15 protein-coding genes and 2 pseudogenes are annotated in these 20,215 nt (G+C 32.0%); 2 read left to right on the top strand and 15 right to left on the bottom strand.

Going from position 1 to position 20,215, the window contains the following annotated elements; all coding sequences use genetic code 11:
- From F596_RS11025 to ligA, 9 genes and pseudogenes are all read right to left on the bottom strand, one after another.
- Positions 1 to 194, bottom strand: a pseudogene (locus F596_RS11025) (ISAon1 family transposase N-terminal region protein); the annotation flags it as partial.
- Between the two features lie 271 nt (positions 195 to 465).
- The gene (locus F596_RS0108625; protein WP_024992729.1) at positions 466 to 1,293 is read right to left on the bottom strand and encodes a hypothetical protein; all 828 of its coding nucleotides are present in this window, start codon (positions 1,291 to 1,293) and stop codon (positions 466 to 468) included.
- Between the two features lie 146 nt (positions 1,294 to 1,439).
- Complete coding sequence (locus F596_RS0108630; protein ID WP_202899244.1) at positions 1,440 to 2,927, bottom strand: glycoside hydrolase family 27 protein; 1,488 nt, start codon at positions 2,925 to 2,927, stop codon at positions 1,440 to 1,442.
- Positions 2,928 to 3,110: 183 nt separating this feature from the next.
- Positions 3,111 to 4,406 (bottom strand): phospholipase D-like domain-containing protein, encoded by a 1,296-nt coding sequence (locus F596_RS0108635; RefSeq protein ID WP_019036637.1) that lies wholly within the window; start codon positions 4,404 to 4,406, stop codon positions 3,111 to 3,113.
- A gap of 65 nt (positions 4,407 to 4,471) precedes the next feature.
- Positions 4,472 to 5,446, bottom strand: coding sequence for a KpsF/GutQ family sugar-phosphate isomerase (locus tag F596_RS0108640; RefSeq protein WP_008449418.1), 975 nt, complete (start codon positions 5,444 to 5,446; stop codon positions 4,472 to 4,474).
- The gene (gene kdsA / locus F596_RS0108645) at positions 5,443 to 6,195 is read right to left on the bottom strand and encodes a 3-deoxy-8-phosphooctulonate synthase (RefSeq protein WP_008449406.1); all 753 of its coding nucleotides are present in this window, start codon (positions 6,193 to 6,195) and stop codon (positions 5,443 to 5,445) included. Before kdsA ends, F596_RS0108640 begins: the two co-directional genes overlap by 4 nt.
- Before the next feature lie 258 nt (positions 6,196 to 6,453).
- Positions 6,454 to 7,722 (bottom strand): replication-associated recombination protein A, encoded by a 1,269-nt coding sequence (locus F596_RS0108650; RefSeq protein ID WP_024992728.1) that lies wholly within the window; start codon positions 7,720 to 7,722, stop codon positions 6,454 to 6,456.
- 168 nt (positions 7,723 to 7,890) lie between these two features.
- Positions 7,891 to 8,958: a mannose-1-phosphate guanylyltransferase gene (locus F596_RS0108655; RefSeq protein ID WP_008449443.1), complete on the bottom strand. Its 1,068-nt coding sequence runs from the start codon at positions 8,956 to 8,958 to the stop codon at positions 7,891 to 7,893.
- A gap of 117 nt (positions 8,959 to 9,075) precedes the next feature.
- A complete protein-coding gene (gene ligA / locus F596_RS0108660; protein WP_019036640.1) occupies positions 9,076 to 11,106 on the bottom strand; it encodes an NAD-dependent DNA ligase LigA in 2,031 nt (676 codons plus the stop codon).
- Positions 11,107 to 11,356: 250 nt separating this feature from the next.
- On the opposite strand from ligA, the gene nhaD reads away from it, so the two are divergent.
- The gene (nhaD, locus tag F596_RS0108665) at positions 11,357 to 12,742 is read left to right on the top strand and encodes a sodium:proton antiporter NhaD (RefSeq protein ID WP_019036641.1); all 1,386 of its coding nucleotides are present in this window, start codon (positions 11,357 to 11,359) and stop codon (positions 12,740 to 12,742) included.
- A 125-nt stretch (positions 12,743 to 12,867) separates the two neighbouring features.
- Here the strand turns inward: nhaD and F596_RS0108670 are convergent, their stop codons facing one another.
- The 6 genes from F596_RS0108670 to F596_RS0108705 all read right to left on the bottom strand — a co-directional run bounded on the left by F596_RS0108670 (position 12,868) and on the right by F596_RS0108705 (position 19,639).
- A complete protein-coding gene (locus F596_RS0108670; RefSeq protein WP_024992727.1) occupies positions 12,868 to 14,082 on the bottom strand; it encodes a YncE family protein in 1,215 nt (404 codons plus the stop codon).
- A 38-nt stretch (positions 14,083 to 14,120) separates the two neighbouring features.
- Positions 14,121 to 16,244: a TonB-dependent receptor gene (locus F596_RS0108675; protein ID WP_019036643.1), complete on the bottom strand. Its 2,124-nt coding sequence runs from the start codon at positions 16,242 to 16,244 to the stop codon at positions 14,121 to 14,123.
- 743 nt (positions 16,245 to 16,987) lie between these two features.
- A complete protein-coding gene (locus F596_RS0108690; protein WP_019036645.1) occupies positions 16,988 to 17,695 on the bottom strand; it encodes an RluA family pseudouridine synthase in 708 nt (235 codons plus the stop codon).
- Between the two features lie 129 nt (positions 17,696 to 17,824).
- Positions 17,825 to 18,577 (bottom strand): 3-oxoacyl-[acyl-carrier-protein] reductase, encoded by a 753-nt coding sequence (gene fabG, locus F596_RS0108695; RefSeq protein ID WP_019036646.1) that lies wholly within the window; start codon positions 18,575 to 18,577, stop codon positions 17,825 to 17,827.
- Positions 18,578 to 18,591: 14 nt separating this feature from the next.
- Complete coding sequence (locus tag F596_RS0108700) at positions 18,592 to 19,212, bottom strand: TetR/AcrR family transcriptional regulator (RefSeq protein ID WP_008449435.1); 621 nt, start codon at positions 19,210 to 19,212, stop codon at positions 18,592 to 18,594.
- Between the two features lie 223 nt (positions 19,213 to 19,435).
- Positions 19,436 to 19,639: a hypothetical protein gene (locus tag F596_RS0108705; protein ID WP_019036647.1), complete on the bottom strand. Its 204-nt coding sequence runs from the start codon at positions 19,637 to 19,639 to the stop codon at positions 19,436 to 19,438.
- A gap of 326 nt (positions 19,640 to 19,965) precedes the next feature.
- On the opposite strand from F596_RS0108705, the pseudogene F596_RS11575 reads away from it, so the two are divergent.
- Positions 19,966 to 20,215 (top strand): annotated as a pseudogene (locus F596_RS11575) (IS982 family transposase); the annotation flags it as partial.

Genomic DNA, 20,215 nt, shown 5'->3' on the forward strand with positions numbered 1-20,215 from the left:
AAGTCCTGAATAACACGCTCGCTGGTAAAACCATAACTGCTTACAGTGCCTAACTTATGGTCTGACTTTTCCATAAAGTTACGCTCGTCAAGCCAAAAGTCAATCTGCGAAACACTCTCTTGAATATCGACAACATCAAAGTAGTCGGCAAGTACATCTGGAAAGATGCAACGTAATAATTGGTGATTCTTCATGATGCAAAGATAACAAATACTTATGAAATTATGTGCCTGAGAGGAGAGGGCTTGCAACTGGATTTTAGGACTGACCCAAAAAATATAGCTACTATGTACATTATATTATTATCTGCTAAAACTTTTATTAAGCTTGAAAATTATGCATGGCACTTCTCACGAATAATATACTTTTTTGATTACCCGTTTTTATAAAAAACACAACTATAATATAAGAATGGTTATTTTATTATACAACAATAAATAACTATAATATTTGCCTCTATTGTTATTAATATGTGGGATAATCATAGCGCTGTATATTATAGAAATTATTTCTATAATCAGGTAAACGATCAAACTCTACATTTATAGAAATTGTATTTTGATTATTACTACCCCACTGGTAAGTAATACCCCCACCAATACGATCCATATATCGAGAATCTATTATGCCATAACCTAATCCTGCATACCCATACCCAGCAATAGTTCCCATACATCTATATTGCCCAATATAAGGCTGATAGTAATTATTATATCCAAATATTATATTATTGCTTGTGAAAGCCTTTTGTACAAAGGCATATGCACTCCAATGATCATCTAAACGATATCCTAACATAGCGTTTACACCTCCTACAAAATAATTATCCCCTTTATAAGTAATATGATTAAGATAGCCACCTAAACTTATTGTGAGTTTTGGTGAAATGTTAGTTACATATTGAATTGAAACATCTTGAGAGAAGCCTCCACCATTAAAATATCCTTTACCCATATTATAGAAAGCTGATGCACCTAAATTGATATTTAAACCTGGATGTAATCTCCACAACCTATTAGTCCATATGGGATAATAAATATCATTATATGTAATTGCTTGACTATTTACATCTACAATAGGTAAAGTATTATCCACCTGCCTTTGTTCTTCTATTTGATATGCTAACTGTTTAGCGAACACCTTTTCCTCCACAGTTGCCTCACGTATTCCGCGTAACTGTGAAGACTCTATAGGTCTTACTAGCGCAGTATCATTTGCACTTGTTGTTACATTTTGTTGTGCATATATTGATATACTCAACATTAATAGTATTATGAAAAATATTCTTCTCATTAGGTTACAAATATATATATAAACAATATACCAACCAATTTTTTTAATTATAATTAGTGAATAAAAACCTTTATATTAATTTTTCCTCAATCTATAAAACACATATATCCTTTTATTCATATATTTTCTCCTTAAGCAACAAAAAACTAATCTTCTGAAAGACGAAACACTTTTGTAGCATGACTCGCAACTTTTGTAGTTAATAAAGAAGTCACTTTCTTTGCTAACATAGATTGAGTCCATAGATCACGAACATGATATGACTTATAAACATCAAGTGCTGGTATTTTAGAAAAATCGAATGTAAAGTCCCTATCTCTATCTGACATATTAGTAACAGAAATGGCAATATCTCCATTTGCACAATCTTTAGCAAAAACAACCATATCGTTATCTTCTGATATCAAATCCGCTTGCTGCCCCATAGGATCCTGATCAAGTGCAATCAAATCTTTATTTGTCAATATAGCATAATCATCTTTTGTAAATGTTTTTAATCTTGGATCAAAAGATAACACCATAGGAGAAGACCACATACACCATAAAGCGAACTGAGTACGATACTCATCTTGTGTCATTCCTGGTCCTTTTCCACCACATAAATCATTTGAAGATTTACCTGTTGCATGCAAACCTGTACATAACATATCTGCATCATTAAAACGATTTACGCCCTGATATGTTGATAAATGCTTCATATCTCTAATGCTTTGCACCACTCCCTCACCATTTCCTTTTCCTGTCCAACAATCTCTTACATCTTGAGATACACGCCAACATCTTCCCCCTATCTCTGCACCCCATTTCCAAGGTTCACGTTCTCCCCACTCACATATATATAACACTGTATTATTGCCTGCTCTTTTAAATGCTTCATAAATATCTTTATAACGTTTTTTAGCTGTTAATAGATCACTTGGAGCATGACAATAATCGCATTTAACAATATCAACTTTCCAGTCTGCGTACGTTTTTGCATCTATATCCTCATACCCCAAAGAGCCAAAAGCATTAGCACATGTTAATTCTGCTACATCTGTATATAAGCCAAACTTCATTCCTTCCTTATGAATATAATTAGATAAAGCCTTAATACCATTTGGAAATCTTTTCTCATCTGCTTTTGGTGTGCCATCTGGCTGACGTTCGTTTGCCTGCCATAGATCATCAAGCATAATAGTTTTCCACCCACATGCATAAAGTCCTTTAGCCTTAAATATTTGCACAACTTTTCTTACTATATCTTCAGACACTTCATTCTGCACTGAATTCCATGATAACCAACCCATAAATGGAACTGGCATCTGCAATTTATTAGATACTATGAGATTTATATTTTCACTATATATCTTACCATTATCTTCTATACAAATACTATAAGAATACTGTCCTTCTTTATTTATATATCCCTCTATTAACTTTCTTTTATCATTCCATACAAGTCCTACAGGCAATCTTTTAACAGTAATTTTATTAACAGGCTTTTTAGTTCGTATTTTTTGCATAAAACGCATACCAGGTAAAGAAAAAACCATTTTGGCACAATCTAACTTAGTTTCAGAAACTAAAGCTGCATTTGATTTATACATATATTCATTAGTATTACTATTTATAGCATTAACCTTTGCAAACATATTTAATAGGTATAAGTCTTTATCTTTATTAATACATATAGATTCCCCCCTTATAGTTTGCATATAACATAAATATATCAGTATAATAAACAAAAATGTTATTTTCTTCTTTATACACATACTTATAAATATATAAAATTTTTACCTGACAACAATAATATCATTTCAAAAGATAACTAATACTTAAAGAAAAGGGGATAATAAATAAGCAAACCACCCCTTAAATCGCTGCCAATGAGAGCGCCATGTTTCCCAATTCTTAGGTGTTAAAATAAAGCTATTCTTTTTTTGTTCATCAAATAAAGTATCAAGTTCTTTAGTTATACAAGAGTCTATTATTACAGCATTCTCTTCTCTATCCCACCTCAAGCTACGAGCATTAAGATTGGCCGAACCTATTGTACCAAATTGTCCATCAACCATAATTATTTTAGTATGATGAAAACCTTTTTTATAAAGCCATACGGTACAACCTGCTTTCATTAATTTGTGAGCGTTATAAAAGCCACAATCAGGAGTAAGAGGTATATCACTCTTAACACTAAGCATTATTTCTACTTTAACCCCACGTCTAACAGCATTTTTTAAAGCTTTCTTTAATTTTCTACTTAATGTGAAATATGGATTTATAATTTTTATACTATCTTGCGCATCATTTATAGCATTAATATAAAAATAACGAATAATATCATTTGTTATATGTGGCTCTCTATTAATAATACAAACCATCTTTTTACCTACAGATGCACTAGTATCAGGCTTTAACCCTTTTATATATTCTGCATTAGTTATTCCTCTAAAATATTTAGCCCCATGCAGCTTTTGTCCCGTAACAAGATACCACATTTTGAAAAAAATCCTTTGAAGAGTATTAACCTCGTCTCCCTCTATTCTACAATGCATATCATGCCATGAACCAACTAATTTTGTGCCTTTTATATAATAATCAGCTACATTCATTCCTCCCGTGTAAGCAACTTTACCATCTATTATTACTATTTTACGGTGATCACGATTAAATATACAATGAAACCAAGGAAACCTAAGAGGCTTAAAATTATATATTTCAATCCCCATACTTCTAATTTTCTTAATATCAGCTCTTTTTATAGGACTATTATTACTTGCATTACCAAATCCATCAAATACAGCTCTAACCTCAACACCTTCTTTAGCTTTAATAGCTAGGCGCTTAATAAGTTCGTTATTAATAGAGTCATTACGGAAATTAAAATATTCTAAATGTATACTTGACCTCGCTTGTTCTATTGCTTTAAATAAATCTTCAAATTTTTCTTTACCATTTTTCAGCAATACTACAGAATTGTTTTTCGTAAAATGCACCCCTTTTTTCCTTAATTGAAATGCTATTAAAGAGTCTGCTCTCTCTTTAGAAAGTATCGTTGCTTTACTTTCTGGTAAGAAAAATAAAGACATTAAAACAATAGAAAATATTATAAAAACATCTCTTTTATACATATACTTTACATGTTTTTCATTTTTTATTTAATGTACAATCTCTGAATATTAAAAGACATTTAACATTAAACCATACATCTATAATGATCAACAATTCCTAATAAGTGTTTATTAGCATCACACACTAATACTGTATGAATCTTATATTTTTGCATAGTAGCTTGAATATCTGCAATTTTAGTAATAGGTAATACCGACTTAGGCTCTTTTGTCATTATATCCTCTACCGTTTTATCAAAGAATTCAGCTTGCCATTGTTCCATTGCGCGGCGAATATCGCCATCAGTAATTAAACCTATAACCTTATTATCTTTATCAAGAGAAACCCCTAACCCTAATTTACCTTTACTAACATGTATAATAGCGTCGCCAAGATGCATTTCTTTAGGAATAATAGGCAAACTTTCTGCCTGCATCACATCTTGTGCCGTTGTAAGTAAGCGCTTACCTAAAGATCCACCAGGGTGAAACTGTGCAAAATCTTTCGGCTTAAAATTGCGTACCCTCATTAAAGCTACAGCTAACGCATCTCCCATAACAAGAGCCGCTGTAGTAGAACTTGTTGGTGCAAGATTAAGTGGACAAGCTTCTTTTTCTACCCAAACCTTAATATGTACAGTACTATATTTTGCCAATAAAGAATCTGTATTAGCACTAATACCTATAATCGGCACTGTCATTTGTAAAAGAATGGGGATAAAACGTAACAACTCATCTGTTTGACCTGAGTTAGAAAGGGCAAGTACAACATCATCTTTAGTCATTACTCCTAAATCCCCATGATAAGCATCTAATGGATTTACAAAGAAAGCAGGAGTACCTGTAGATGATAATGTTGCTGCTATTTTTGCACCAATATTTCCACTCTTGCCCACCCCGGTTACTATAACCTTACCTTTACAATCATAAATTAGCTTTACTGCTTTATCAAAATTATCATCAAGCTGATTTATTAAAGCTAATGTAGCTTCAGCCTCTTCCTTAATACATTGAATAGCATAAGACCTTACTTTTTCTATTTTATTTTCTTCAACTATCATATTAATTTGCCTATTAACCCATCTAACTTATCTAACTCTAACATATTAGCAGCATCTGATAAACCTTTATCTGGATCTGGATGAACTTCAAAAAAATAACCAGTTGCCCCAAAAGCTTTTGCAGCTATAGCCATAGCAGGTACAAATTTACGATCACCTATAGTTTTTCCTTCACCTGCACTAGGGCGCTGTACACTATGCGTGCAATCCATAATAACTATTGGTACTATTTCTTTCATGTCATAAATATTACGAAAATCTACTACCAAATTATTATAACCAAAACTATTACCACGTTCTGTAAGCCAAACTTCCTTAGCACCACTCTCTAAACATTTCTGGACAGGATATTTCATATCCTTACCACTTAAAAATTGTGCCTTTTTTATATTAATAATCTTCCCAGTTTTAGATGCAGCTACAAGTAAATCTGTCTGTCTACAAAGAAAAGCTGGTATCTGAATAACATCTACAATTTCACCTACAATATCTGCTTGATAGCTTTCGTGAATATCTGTAAGAATCTTTAACCCATATTGTTGCTTTATTTCTCTTAACATGGACAAACCTTTGCTTAATCCAGGACCTCTAAAAGAACTTAAACTTGTACGATTTGCCTTATCAAAACTTGCTTTAAAAATAATATTTACTTTATATTTGTTATTTAAACGAACTAACTCTTCTGCCACTTGACAAAGAAGCTCAAAACTTTCTATAACACATGGGCCTGCTACAAAAATAGGTTTCATCTCCACTCTTTTTTTATTTATATGACTTATTCTATACCTGACTATTTTCATTAAACATAATAAAACAAATTACCAAAGTATTAACTTTAGCCAGTCATAATAAAGAAAAATACATCAAAACAACTTACTACTATATGGCAAAAATACAAATAAATTTAGACAAAATAAAACATCTATAGACATATTTTCCAAAAGAACAATTTTTAAACTACAATTCCCTTGAAAATAATATATTTTTATACCACAAATTAAATATCGTCATTCATAGCGTTTTCCCCACACTTGTAACATACGCTGATATAACTTTTCTTCCATTGGAGAGTGCTGTGCATGCCAAAAATGTTTATCTATTAAAGTATCAGGAAGATATTGTTGCAACACAAAATTATTCTGATAATCATGAGGATACTTATAACCTTTTTTATATCCTATATCTTTCATTAATTTGGTAGGCGCATTACGAAGATGGAGAGGAACTGGCACATTACCACTTTTATTTACTTCGGCAATAGCTTCATTTATAGCTAAATATGCAGAATTACTTTTTTGAGATGTAGCCAGATATATAGTAGCCTCTGCCAAAGGTATTCTACCCTCTGGCCATCCTATCTTTATAACAATATCAAAGGCAGCATTTGCTATCAGAAGAGCATTAGGATTAGCTAATCCTATATCTTCTGCTGCACAAATAACTAATCTACGAGCTATGAATTTGGGGTCTTCTCCTCCTTCTATCATTCGCGCTAACCAATAAATTGCAGCATCAGGATCGCTACCACGTATTGACTTTATAAATGCCGAAATAATATCATAATGCATATCTCCAGCTTTATCATAAGATAAAACAGGCTGCAATAATTGATTTTCCACAATTTCGTCTGTTATTTTTATATTATCTTCCAGTGTTGAAGAAACAATAAGGTCTAATATATTAAGCAACTTACGTGCATCACCTCCACTATAGCGCAAAATAGCGCATGTTTCCACAATTTCAATATTACGCTTCTTTAGCTCACCATCTTCCTTTATGGCACGATATAATAATGATAAGAGGTCATCATCTTCTAAGCTTTTCAATGTATAGATTTGGCAACGCGATAAGAGAGGAGTAATAACCTCAAAAGAAGGATTCTCCGTCGTTGCTCCAATAAGAGTTACTATACCTTTTTCTACAGCATCAAGCAAAGAGTCTTGTTGAGCTCGTGAAAAGCGATGTATCTCATCTATAAAAATAATTGGTGAATTAGTAGAAAAAAAACGATTACCTTTGGCTCTTTCTATTACTTCACGCACTTCCTTTACGCCACTTGTTACTGCCGAAACTGAATAAAAAGGCGTTTCTAACATATTTGCTATTATCTGTGCTAAAGTGGTTTTTCCGACACCCGGAGGCCCCCAAAGTATAAAAGAAGAGATATGTTTCGATTCTATCATTCTCCTCAATACACCATTTTTACCCACTAAATGTTTTTGCCCTATATATTGATCTAAACTGCGTGGACGCATTCTCTCAGCCAATGGTTCCATACTATTAATTTATTAACTCAAAATAAAGTACATCTTCCTAAAAAACAATCCGCTTTTATAATGATTCCTATAAAATTATCTTATTCTTTCTGTTATTTAGTAAATTCGTGCCAAAACACATTCATGTTTTTAATCTTTCTATTCACTTTGTACTATTTACTAAAACGTTTAGTTTTCACCAGAAAACTGCCTGATCTTTTGTTCTTCAGATAATTTACATATAAGTAATGTGTTATTCTTCTCAGCTACTATATAGCCATCTAATCCTTGTATAATTACTTTTTTTTCATCTGAGGTATGCACTATAGTATTATTTGTATCAAATACCTGCACATTAGGACCTATAAGCGTGTTTCCATAAAGGTCATGAGGAGTTTGAGCCAACAATGAGCCCCATGTACCAAGATCGCTCCAACCAAAGTCTGCAGGATGAACAAAAATCTCCTCTGCTTTTTCCATTATAGCATAATCAACCGATATATTCTCACACTCTGGATAAATTTCATTAATTGTTTCTTGCTCTAATGGTGTACCTAAAACATTTATAATTCTCTCAAATAAAAGAGCTGTAGCAGGCTGATAAATGCGAAAAGCATTAATAATCGTAGAAGCACTCCATACAAAAATACCAGCATTCCAAAAGAAATTGTTCTGACTAATATACTTTTTAGCAGTCTCTAAACTTGGCTTTTCCCTAAATTGGTCGACACGAAAAACCTCTTTATTACGAGCTGAAAACGAACTAAGATCTGCCTTAATATAACCATATCCTGTTTCAGGGCGTGTTGGTTTCATACCTAAAGTTACTATAGCGTCCGACTGTGCCGTAAACTCTAAGCAATTATTTATTACACGTTTAAACTCTGTAGGATTTGTTACAATATGATCACTGGGAGTTATAACTATATTTGCCTTAGGGTTTTCTTTCTTTATACGCCAACTTACATAAGCTATACAAGGTGCTGTGTTACGACGACATGGCTCGCTTAAGATATGATTCTGAGAAATTTCAGGCAATTGCGTACGAACTATATCTACATATCTTTCATTAGTTACAACCCAAACATTATCCAAAAGCATTATGTCTTTAAAACGATCAAGTGTAAGCTGCAATAATGATTTACCAACACCTAAAACATCTATAAACTGTTTGGGATAATCAGATGTGCTCATTGGCCAAAACCTACTTCCCACTCCTCCTGCCATTATTACCAAATGATTGTTTATCTGACTCATAACTTTATATATTTTTTTATCATAAATGCAAATATACAAATAATAAAAGAAAATAAAAACTTTACTACAAACATTTAATATAAATACAACAATAACATACTATATAAGGCTTTTGTTTTATTTATTAAAAAGAGATATGAAATCGTCTTCTGAAATTATAGGAATATTGAGCTCTTTAGCTTTTTTATTTTTATTAGATATGCTTTCTGTATCATTATTAATAAGGTAGTTAGTATTTTTAGAAACACTACCAGTAACTTTTCCTCCTTCACTTTCTATGTATGCTTTTAATTCATTACGATTTTTATAATGATACACATCACCTGTTATCACAAAGGTTAAACCTTTACAAGATTTTCCCTTTATCTCTGTAGTTGTTTGTTTAATGGTAAGTTCTTGTAAAAGATGTTGAAGTTGAGTATAATTGTTTTCATCTCTCATCCATCGTACAAAACTTGTACTCTTTTCAGGTCCAATGCCTGCTATTGTTGAAAATATCGTTTCTGTATCCGCATAAGCCTCATTAAATAATAATTGCTGTGAAGCAATAGTTGTGGGACGACTCATGCTTATAAGTTCTTCTAAAGAATAAGTAGAAAGTAAGCGATTACATACATCTTTACCTATTAAAGGGATACTTAAAGCATATAGTAATTGTTTTGCTTCTACAATACGTGATTTTTCTATCGCGGAAAACAGGTTTTCACAACTTTTAGTACCAAAACCCTCTATTTGTTTTAACTCTTTTTCTTTTTTCTTTAATTGAAATATATCAGAATACTCTTTTACCCAACCCAGATTTATAAACTTTTGCATAGTTTGTTCTGACAATCCATCTATGTTTACCCCTTCCTTTGATACAAATCGAGCTAACTTCTTAAGTTGTTTAGCTGGACAATAGTGATTAGTGCAGTGAAGAGTACGAGTTCCACTTTTTTCATTTTCTACTATCTCCGTTGGACACTGACATACAGGACAAACAGAGGGGATTAGAAAACTGCCTATACGCTTTGAAACACAAATAACCTTTGGGATAATTTTATTTGCTTTTATTACCATTATTTTTGTTCCGGCATCACCTATACCTAAACGCTCACACTCAGAAATATTACACAGACTAGCACGCTTTACAATAGTTCCTTCTATCTCAACTGGGGCAAATACAGCCACTGGCGATATAGTAGATGTAGCACATGACCATTCGATAAATTTTAGTTCCGTCTCCATGCTTTCATCTTGCCATTTAAAAGCTAATCCTGCACGTGTAGCATGATGCCCTGTTACCGATCCTGTTGCTGCATAATCTGTATCATCATAAGTAATAACTAACCCATCTACAGGGTAAGGCTGCTTGTCTTTTCTTGCACTATCAGTAACGCGTTGAGTCCATGCTGCTATTACATCTTCTATATTTTTTATAGAGGGGATAGCTATAAACTCTCGCTCTACAGTGTTAAATCCTAAACTATCAAGGAAAGACATACGCTCACCCCACGAAATAATAGTCCGATCGCAATGTACCAACGTAAAAGGCTTCCATTGTAAATGCCGCGATTTCACCTCATTAATATCTTTTAGCGTAAGCGATCCTGAAGCAAGATTGCGAGGATTAGCATATTCTTCTTCTGATTCCATATTAAAGATTTCAAAATCGGCATAACTGATAACAGCTTCTCCGCGTATAACAAGGTGCTCTTTAGTGTTTATTGTTGGTAATATTCCTTTTATAGCCGAAGCTAAGTGAGTTATATTTGTACCTATATGTCCGTTACCACGTGTTACTACTTTCGTAAGTTTTCCCTCATCATAGGTTACTACAAGTGTTAATCCATCTAATTTCCATGAGAGCCATATAGGACGATTTGCAGCCCACTTTACAAGAACTTCTTCACTTTTTGTTTTCGCTAAAGACAAGGCTGGGTATTCGTGTTCCTCTTTTTTCCCCGTTATATTATCAGCACTAACATTATTTGTAGGTGAGCTGGGAAGTATTATTCCGAGTTCTTTTTCTATTTTTTTTAATTCATCGAAAGCCGCATCCCACTCAAAGTCGGTCATAATTTCACCTTTACCATTATAATAGGCATCAGAAGCATTGTTCAAACATAGAACAAGTTCTTCCATTCTTTTGCGTTTATTTTCTGCCATTGTAGTTCAATTTAGGATTAAAGAAAAGTTATTTTAAACAAGCTGATTATGATATAAAAATCAATTTAAAAACATATAAGCTGTCAATAAAAGTAAAGCTATACCTTTCCTTTATATTATCTTTTTGTTACAAATGTACTATAAAATTATTGGAAAAAAAAAGTTAGAAACTTAATTTTTATCTTCATTTTAGAAGTCTTGTATTTTCTTTTGTGTATCTTTGCGCCAAAATAAAGTTTTTATGTAATTTATGACAACACTTTCACTTTTTATTATTATTGTTTTCATTTTAGGATATGCACTCATTGCTGTAGAAAGTTTAACTAAGATAAACAAAGCAGCTATTGCATTATTAATGTTTGTAGTCTGTTGGGTCCTATTTATGGTAGATCCATCTAAGTTTCTTTTAACAATGCACCCAGATATTAACATTACAGCCCATTCTGTAATGTCATTAGCGAATAAGGTTATAGTAGAACATCTTGGCGACACAGCTACTACCTTATTTTTTCTTATGGGAGCCATGACTATTGTAGAAGTAGTTGATCAAAACGGCGGTTTCAATTGGGTAAAAAATGTCATGAGATCTAAATCGAAACGTGGTCTGATGTGGAAAATAGCTTTTATGACATTCTTTCTTTCAGCTATATTAGATAATCTTACTACAAGTATTGTAATGATTATGATTTTACGAAAACTCATTAAGTCCCATGAAGACAGAATGGTTTATGCTTCATTAATCATTATAGCGGCTAATTCTGGCGGAGCTTTTTCACCTATAGGCGATGTTACTACTATTATGTTATGGAATAAAGGTCTTATTACAGCTGCAGGAGTTATAAGTGAGATTTTTATCCCATCTCTTTTATCTATGGTTATTCCAGCTTTAATACTTCAGTTTATGCTTAAAGGTAAAATAGCAACTGATGTATCTTTAAACATTGGCGAAGAAAATGAAAGTGAAAAAGAGTTTGGCGGTTTTCAAAGAAAATTAATCTTTGCCATAGGTGTAGGTGGCTTATGTCTTGTACCAGTCTTTCATACTTTTACCGGATTGCCTCCTTTCATGGGTATTTTATGTGTTTTAGGATTGCTATGGTCGGTTACAGAGGTTTTATACTATCGCTTATATAAAAAGATAGGTGGCAGTGAAGACTTTGCTAAGCGTGTAAGTAATTTGTTAAGACGCATAGATATGTCTACAATATTATTTTTCTTAGGTATATTAATGGCTGTTGCTTGCCTTGAAGAAATTGGTGCTTTAGAGCAAGTAGGTAAGGGATTAAATATAACCTTTAATGGAAATCACTATGCTGTAACTGGTATAATAGGAGCTCTATCCTCTATTATAGATAATGTTCCTTTAGTAGCAGGCAGTATGGGTATGTATCCTGTTACAGTAACAGGCGATATGGCTGTAGATGGTATCTTCTGGCAATTATTAGCTTATTGTGCAGGTGTGGGTGGCTCTATGCTAATTATAGGAAGTGCAGCAGGAGTAGTTGTGATGGGATTAGAGAAGATTACCTTTGGCTGGTATATGAAAAAGATTAGCTGGATAGCCTTAGTTGGTTATTTATCTGGCATTGGGTCTTATGCTCTTATTCGTACTTTTTTGTTTGTTAGTCCGTTATAAGGCTTTATATTATAGTATATACTAATAGTATTATATAAAAAAACAGTGGAAGTTATTGCTTTTAACGCTATATACTACCACTGTTTTTTTGTTTGTATCAGCACTGCTCTATTGCTTATACTTTATTAGGGGATAAAGCATATATGAGCAGGGGTAATACCTATTAGATTATTTTTTATTGTTGAAAGATATTTACCGTTTTTATCATATACAAATATTTCACCTGCGGAGATATAATCTTTTGCATCAGCAAGATAAATATTTTTATTTGAAGGATTAATAGCAACTGCACAAGTTGTAATAGGAAGCTGAGATGGAGAATTGTTCTTTAATAAATTCTTTTCAATTATTTTCCCTGTATTTGTGTCTATAACATTAAGCTGAACAGGCTGTTTAGATAAAGAAACAGTATAATAAAGATTATTATCATTAATAACCAAATTAGCTGCAGAAACATCAAAATGATTAAGTATTTCACCTTCTGTAGATATTTCTGTAATATTAGCACCTACCATACTATACGTTGTAGGATCGTATTTACCTTGAGAAGTAACCCAAAGATTACCATTTTTATCTGCTTTTAATTCATTAAGATTCACAGATTTTACATCTATAGTTTTTATTACTTTGAAAGTATTAATATCTATTACACTTATAGTATGGTCGTAACCTATATCATTGCCTCCATTATACCCTCCGCTATTTGCAACATAGAGTCTGTCCTTAACAATATCCATATTTTCTGGTTGATAACCTACTTCTACTTGACCTGTTATAGTATAATCATCTGCATTTATTTTATAAACAGTTCCCTTGCTTATAACCTTATTAAATTTAGCATTATAGTATGCACTAACATATACAAATCCGTTATAATACACTAAATGGCGCCCATTTATTATATTATTTATCTCTTTTTCTATTTTTCCATTAACAGGATTAACTACTATTACTTTGTTAGAAGCATTAATAACTATCCAAAGTTTACCCTTATAATATTTAATATCATTACCCGTATCTCCCATTTTTTTACTATCTTTCATAAATCCAGATTCAAAGACATTAGGATAATACAGCCCAGTTGTAAAGTTTAGATAATCTAATGTAGAATTATTCTTTCCGTAATTTCCTTCACAAAGTATAAACATACCTTGTGTTTCATTGTTATATTTTTCCTCTGTTTGAAACTGCCCATAGTTACCTTCACCGTTTCCTATGGGTATTAAGCCGTTGTCATCATTAGTACATGACGTAACTGTAAATAAAGTGCAAACTGTAAGTGCCAAACCTAATATTCTGGCAGGGATACAGATGTTTGTAAGAATACTTGTTTTTTTCATAAAAAGTAACATTAAAATTATTAATTAAAATATATGTTTTATAACTCCACTTGTATGCCAATATTTCCATTAAAGCCTGGCATAGGATAATTGTCTACTACCTCATATTGTTGGTTAAAGATATTATTTGCCTCTACAATAACTTTCCACACCATCTTTTTATATTTAAAGAAATAAGATATGTTCGCATCGTGTGTTAACCAAGCATGCATACGAGTATATATTGTGTTGTTTTTTCCACTATATCTTTGCCCGGTATCTATTAAACTATAATTAACTGAAAAATGTGCATAATCTAAGTTTAAAACAAACGAACCACTATGTTTAGGTATATAGGGTATTTGGTTTTTGTAAAAAGACGATGTTACAGAAGTAATATCCTTTGCTTGCTGATAAGTGTACTGAATACGAGATGTTATTAATAATGGCATAGCTATATTATGATTAGCTGTAAACGTAAAAGCAGAAGATATATCCAAACCTTTTATATCCACCTTACCAAGATTGAGTATCGTCCACCGAAATTGTTGTCCTTTAGGAAAGGCTACTATCTTGTTATTAATGGTATTATAATATGTATCTATTCGCAGATGTATATTTTTAGCCCATGAGTGTAACCAATTATAATCGAACGAAGCTCCTATATTATATTGATTAGCACGTTCAGGCTTTAGATCAGAACTGCCTATATCAGTATAATATAAATCATTAAATGTGGGCATTCTGAAATGTTGTTTAGCAAAAGCATTAATATTAAGCAATATACTTCTTTTTTTATTTATATTATCTTCTCTTGTTAGAATAGGGAAATTAAGAAAAATAGCAGGAGAAAACTTTCTAAAAGTTTTAGTATCTTCTTTTTTAAAGGTCTTAAAATCTACTTTATCCTCGATGTTTGTCATCAGTAAAGATGCCTGCGCCTTTATGTAATGTATATCAAGAGAAGTAGCTATACTTGTAAGGTGTGAGTTTCGAGTAGGAAAAGCAAAATATGCTGTGTTAGCATTTAATTTGTTCCACTTAAAATCGTATGCTATCGAAGCATGCCACGATGGTAATATTTCATATATGTTAGCTATTGAGAAATATGCTTCCTGCTGCCAATATTTATTATCTATGGGCAAAGTATAAGGATCTTTATTAAGATAATGCGTGTAATAAAAAGCATATTTAGCTAAAACTTTAGTAGAAAATTTATTTGTAATATCTTTCTGAAAACGTCCTTGAAAAAAAGAATTTAGATCTGACTGTCTCTCCCCCCTATGCCATACATTTTCTACAATAGCTCCAGGGATGCCACGTGAAGAATTATAAAAGTATCCTTTAGCATTCCAGAAGCCTTTTTTAATAAGTCCATACATGTTTATCTCTATACGTTCAGCAAGAATATCTCCATTCTGCCTAATAGCAAGTGTATCATGCGTAGTATAACCATCTAACGATACAATATTATGATGAAACTTATATTTACCATTTGATGATAATAACTCAGCATTTAAAGAGGTAGAAACATTAGGCAATATACGCTGCTCCCAGATAGTAGAAAAACGAAAAGTGTTACTTGAACCAAATTTTGTTTTAACCTTTAGATTATAACATTTGTTTTTTAAGAATCCTGGAGAGTGAGTATGAATATATATAGTGCCAGCATTACCAAAGTCGGTTGCCGACTGAAAGATATAGCTTTTCTGACCATTATATATAGTGATCTCATCTACATTGTCGAGCGAAAACTGTCCCAAGTCTATCTGCCCATTCTGTGCATTAGAAAGCATTATGCCATCATAAGCTATTCCTACATGCTGACTTCCTAAGGCTCTTATATTCACTGTTTTCATACCGCCTACCCCTCCATAGTCTTTTATTTGAAGTCCTGTAAAATAACGTAAAGCATCTGCTATAGACTGAGAATTTAACCGTTCAAGGTCTTTACCCTTTAGTTTTTGTGGTGGTATTATTTCATATTGAGCAAAACGAGGTGTAACAATAATTTCTTTAAGAGTATCGTTAAACATAAGCTCTCTTTTGCAAGAAGCTCTTAAACCATTTGTGATAAAAGACAATACTATTACAAATAAGGTACATAAATAACACCTTGCACCTATATTTTTATTACAACCATATTGCTGCACATTACATATATAATGTAATATAAAAAACATATTTAAGTAATACTATTATATTTTGTAATTTTCATTGATGTTTTTTATAGAGTACCTTAACACCTAAATATTTCTTATCGTATGTGTATATTAACTCATATTACTATGCAAAGTTACAAAGATACTTTCTAAAAGGAAACATTAAAACATAAAAACGGAAGAGTATATCATCTTTTCTATACTCTTCCTTGTTGTAAAAAATAAGGTTTTTAACAATGCTTGGAGAGAATATAAGCGTTACATATCGCATGCTTATGCTTATTTACTCCCTGTGAGGAAAGAAATAAAAAGTTTTTATCATGTTATATATACACAATTCCTCACATTTAGCTTTTTGTAATTATTACCATCATGATATAGTAGATGATGATTGTTTATTATTAGTTAGTAATAGTAATTATGCTACAAAGATATATTTTTTTTCTTTTCCAACAAAAGAAAAAGAAAAATTTTAACCAACAAATATTCTTTTATTTATACTTATTTTCAGCATAATAACATTACCTATTGATCATAAAAGGTTAATATCTTATTATGATATGAACAAGGTTTATATACTAAAAATAGACTATTTTTAATGAAAAAATAAATTAAAAATGAGATAAAAATAAGTTATTTTTTCTTTTTTTGCTATACCTTTTTATAATATAAAAACTATGTTTTTTATTATAAAAAATAAATAGTTATCATATAAATAAAGATATTGTCATTCCTTATATGAAATATTCATAGTTATTGATCTTTTAGACATTATCTTTTACTATTACTCCTTCTTCTTCGTCGTGTGGATTAATAGCTTGCCAAAGATTGTCATTAGGTATAGGAGAAACTATTCTTATAGTCTTCTTAGATACAGGGTGTATAAACTCTATCTTATGACTTAATAAAGATATACTTCCATCAGGATTAGAGCGTGCTGCTCCATATTTCAAGTCGCCCTTAATGGGGCAACCCATGTTTGCCAATTGGCATCGTATCTGGTGATGTCTACCGGTCATAAGATTAATCTCTAAAAGAGTATAGTGTTTAGAAGTATTTATGGTTTTATAATGTAAGACCGATTTTTTTGCCGTAGGTAATGGTATATTATAAGCATAACTTTTGTTCTGCTGTGTGTTACGTATCAACCAATCTGTAAGTGTGTCTTCTGGCTTAAGTGGTTGTTGCTGCACTATGGCCCAATAAGTTTTGTGTATATTTCCATTGCGAAACATATCATTTAGTCTTGAAAGTGCTTTTGAGGTGCGAGCAAATATAACAAGTCCTGCCACTGGCCTATCGAGCCTATGTACTATGCCAAGAAAAACATTTCCAGGCTTATTATATTTATCTTTAATCCAAAGTTTCACCGTTTCTGATAATGGCTGATCTCCCGTTTTATCACCTTGCACTATTTCGCCAGCTTCTTTGTATACTATAATGAGGTGATTATCTTCGTAAATAACCTTCATAGTTTTTCTATTATTATATGAATAAATAATGTGATAATAGCCACTTTCATATTATAAAAAAAAGTGGAAACAGAAGTTTTGTTTATAAACAACTTTCTTCTGTTACCACCTTATTTAATAGAGGTTATATTACATATTCATACCACCATCTACCTGCAAAACCTGTCCAGAAACATAGCTTGATAAGTCTGAAGCTAAATATACTGCTGTGTTAGCAATATCATCTACAGTACCACCACGCCTCAAAGGAATCTTAGAAGCCCACTCCTTGCGCACCTCTTCTGATAATACTTGTGTCATAGCAGTATCAATAAAGCCTGGAGCAATAGCATTAGCACGTATACCTTTAGGCCCCATTTCTTGTGCAACACTCTTTGCTAAAGCTATCATTCCTGCTTTAGAAGCAGCATAGTTAGCTTGTCCTACATTACCATGTACCCCTACTACACTTGCCATATTTATGATAGAGCCACCACGTTGACGCATCATAATAGGCACACAGGCGTGAATAAAGTTGAATGCACTTTTAAGATTAACGGCTATAACGGCATCCCATTGCTGCTCTGTCATTCTTAGCATTAAGCCATCTTTTGTTATACCAGCATTGTTTACAAGTATATCTATGCTACCAAAGTCTTCCTTTATCTTAGCTACTACTTCTGCACTTTCGTCAAAGTTAGCTGCATTACTGGCATATCCTTTTACCTTAACGCCCATTGCCTTAATCTCTCTTTCTGTTTCAAGACCACCATGTTCTTCATCAATAAACAAATCGGTGAACGCAATGTTTGCACCTTCTTGTGCAAATTTTAAAGCAATAGCTTTACCAATTCCACGAGCAGCTCCAGTAATAAGGGCTGTCTTTCCTGTTAATAAATTCATTTCCTTTTATTATTTTATTTATTTATTATTAAAGATTTTTTCTGCTTCATACCAGCTTTACCTAAAGCTCCATACACTACTTTAGCAACAACAGGTCTGCTTGTTTCTTCTGTTAATCCATGCCCAATACGTCCATAAATAAAAGGCACTTCAAGACCCTTTATACAATAGTGGGTTATTTCAGCAACTAATTCTACATTATCTATATCAAACTCATCATCATTTTTTGCCTCTAAATATACTTTCTTGAAAAGCTCTATTTCGTCTTCATCAAATTTTTTACGTACACGCTCTACCATCCAGATATTTCTAAAAAATTCTGCTCGCAAGTTACCATTACGGATAACTGTCTCTTTTATCATAGAAAGGTGGGTGTAAATAAGCTCAATGATTTTATCTTGTGGCTTAATATTTTTTGTAGCAACTTCATCAAGCTTATCAGATAATCGTTCCAGTTCTGCTTCAATAACAGCATAATACACATCGTCCTTACTTTTAAAATAAGTATAAAGCGTGCGTCTTCCCTTTCCTGAAGCTTTGGCAATATCGTTCATAGTGGTGTTAACAATGCCATTTTTAGCAAATAGCTGGCGTGCTACATCCACTAAGGTTTGTCTTGTTTTTGATATGGACATTATCCTATTATAGTTTTATTAGTTGCACAACAAGTTTGCAATGTGCAAATATAGAAATTATCTATGTAAATGGCAAATATAGGATAAAAAAGTTATCATAAATAATAATAAAAAGGTTGATAAAAAAAGACCTGTTTTTTTATGTTCACTTAATCATTGAACAATTATATAAGAAAAAGAGAGGCAAGTAGACTTGTTTAACCTCTTGACTCTCTTTTTTGATTTATTCATCTTTTTTATCTCCCTTATCTGAAGAAAAATAAAAATGACTGGTATAAGTATATACTGTAATAAAAAGAAGGTATGATAAGTGGACCCCTAATTCTGTTAATCTCATAAGATTACCATTTTTTATATAGAAGCCTACCGTCAAAACAACATAGCCCACCAATATATTACGCAACAATTTTTTTATAAAAGTTTTCATAAGCTATTATATTATAGACAAATCATAAAATCATAGACCATAAGTCCCCAGCCTACCCACGAAACTGAATTGTTCTGATTTTTCTACGCTGCAAGAAGCTAAACAAACTACTAAGGCAGCAATAATATTTTTTTACTCATAAATTTTATAATTGTTAAAAAAAATACTTTAATTGCAGCAAAGTTAATATTATTATTTTAATAAACAAGAAAAATAATATCTTTTTTTATTAAAATGCAACTAATCATTATTTATGTAGATATAATTATTTATCAAAATAGATATTTTCTACCCGTTGGCGGAATTAAAATAATAGATAAATTTATATGAAAGAAAAGTTGTACATACAAGAATTTATTTGTAACTTAGTATTGCTCAATACATTAAGTTATAAAATCAGTATGCACAACTTATATACAAATTTCGTAAAAATCCTTGATATATGCAAGCTATTCTCAAAAGATTTAGTAAATGAGCAAGGTAATATTCCACGCCCAGGCGTCGTTCCGAGATTTAGCGACCTTGAAATAGTATCGCTTTCCATAGTAAGCGAGGCAATGGGCATTGATAGCGAAT

The sequence above is a fragment of the Prevotella amnii DSM 23384 = JCM 14753 genome (assembly GCF_000378745.1).
GTDB lineage: Bacteria > Bacteroidota > Bacteroidia > Bacteroidales > Bacteroidaceae > Prevotella > Prevotella amnii.

Coding starts and splice junctions, on each gene's coding strand:
- F596_RS0108625 (WP_024992729.1), bottom strand. CDS start 1,293: ATGAGAAGAATATTTTTCATAATACTATTAATGTTGAGTATATCAATA.
- F596_RS0108630 (WP_202899244.1), bottom strand. CDS start 2,927: ATGTTTGCAAAGGTTAATGCTATAAATAGTAATACTAATGAATATATG.
- F596_RS0108635 (WP_019036637.1), bottom strand. CDS start 4,406: ATGTATAAAAGAGATGTTTTTATAATATTTTCTATTGTTTTAATGTCT.
- F596_RS0108640 (WP_008449418.1), bottom strand. CDS start 5,446: ATGATAGTTGAAGAAAATAAAATAGAAAAAGTAAGGTCTTATGCTATT.
- kdsA (WP_008449406.1), bottom strand. CDS start 6,195: ATGAAACCTATTTTTGTAGCAGGCCCATGTGTTATAGAAAGTTTTGAG.
- F596_RS0108650 (WP_024992728.1), bottom strand. CDS start 7,722: ATGGAACCATTGGCTGAGAGAATGCGTCCACGCAGTTTAGATCAATAT.
- F596_RS0108655 (WP_008449443.1), bottom strand. CDS start 8,958: ATGAGTCAGATAAACAATCATTTGGTAATAATGGCAGGAGGAGTGGGA.
- ligA (WP_019036640.1), bottom strand. CDS start 11,106: ATGGCAGAAAATAAACGCAAAAGAATGGAAGAACTTGTTCTATGTTTG.
- nhaD (WP_019036641.1), top strand. CDS start 11,357: ATGACAACACTTTCACTTTTTATTATTATTGTTTTCATTTTAGGATAT.
- F596_RS0108670 (WP_024992727.1), bottom strand. CDS start 14,082: ATGAAAAAAACAAGTATTCTTACAAACATCTGTATCCCTGCCAGAATA.
- F596_RS0108675 (WP_019036643.1), bottom strand. CDS start 16,244: ATGTTTTTTATATTACATTATATATGTAATGTGCAGCAATATGGTTGT.
- F596_RS0108690 (WP_019036645.1), bottom strand. CDS start 17,695: ATGAAGGTTATTTACGAAGATAATCACCTCATTATAGTATACAAAGAA.
- fabG (WP_019036646.1), bottom strand. CDS start 18,577: ATGAATTTATTAACAGGAAAGACAGCCCTTATTACTGGAGCTGCTCGT.
- F596_RS0108700 (WP_008449435.1), bottom strand. CDS start 19,212: ATGTCCATATCAAAAACAAGACAAACCTTAGTGGATGTAGCACGCCAG.
- F596_RS0108705 (WP_019036647.1), bottom strand. CDS start 19,639: ATGAAAACTTTTATAAAAAAATTGTTGCGTAATATATTGGTGGGCTAT.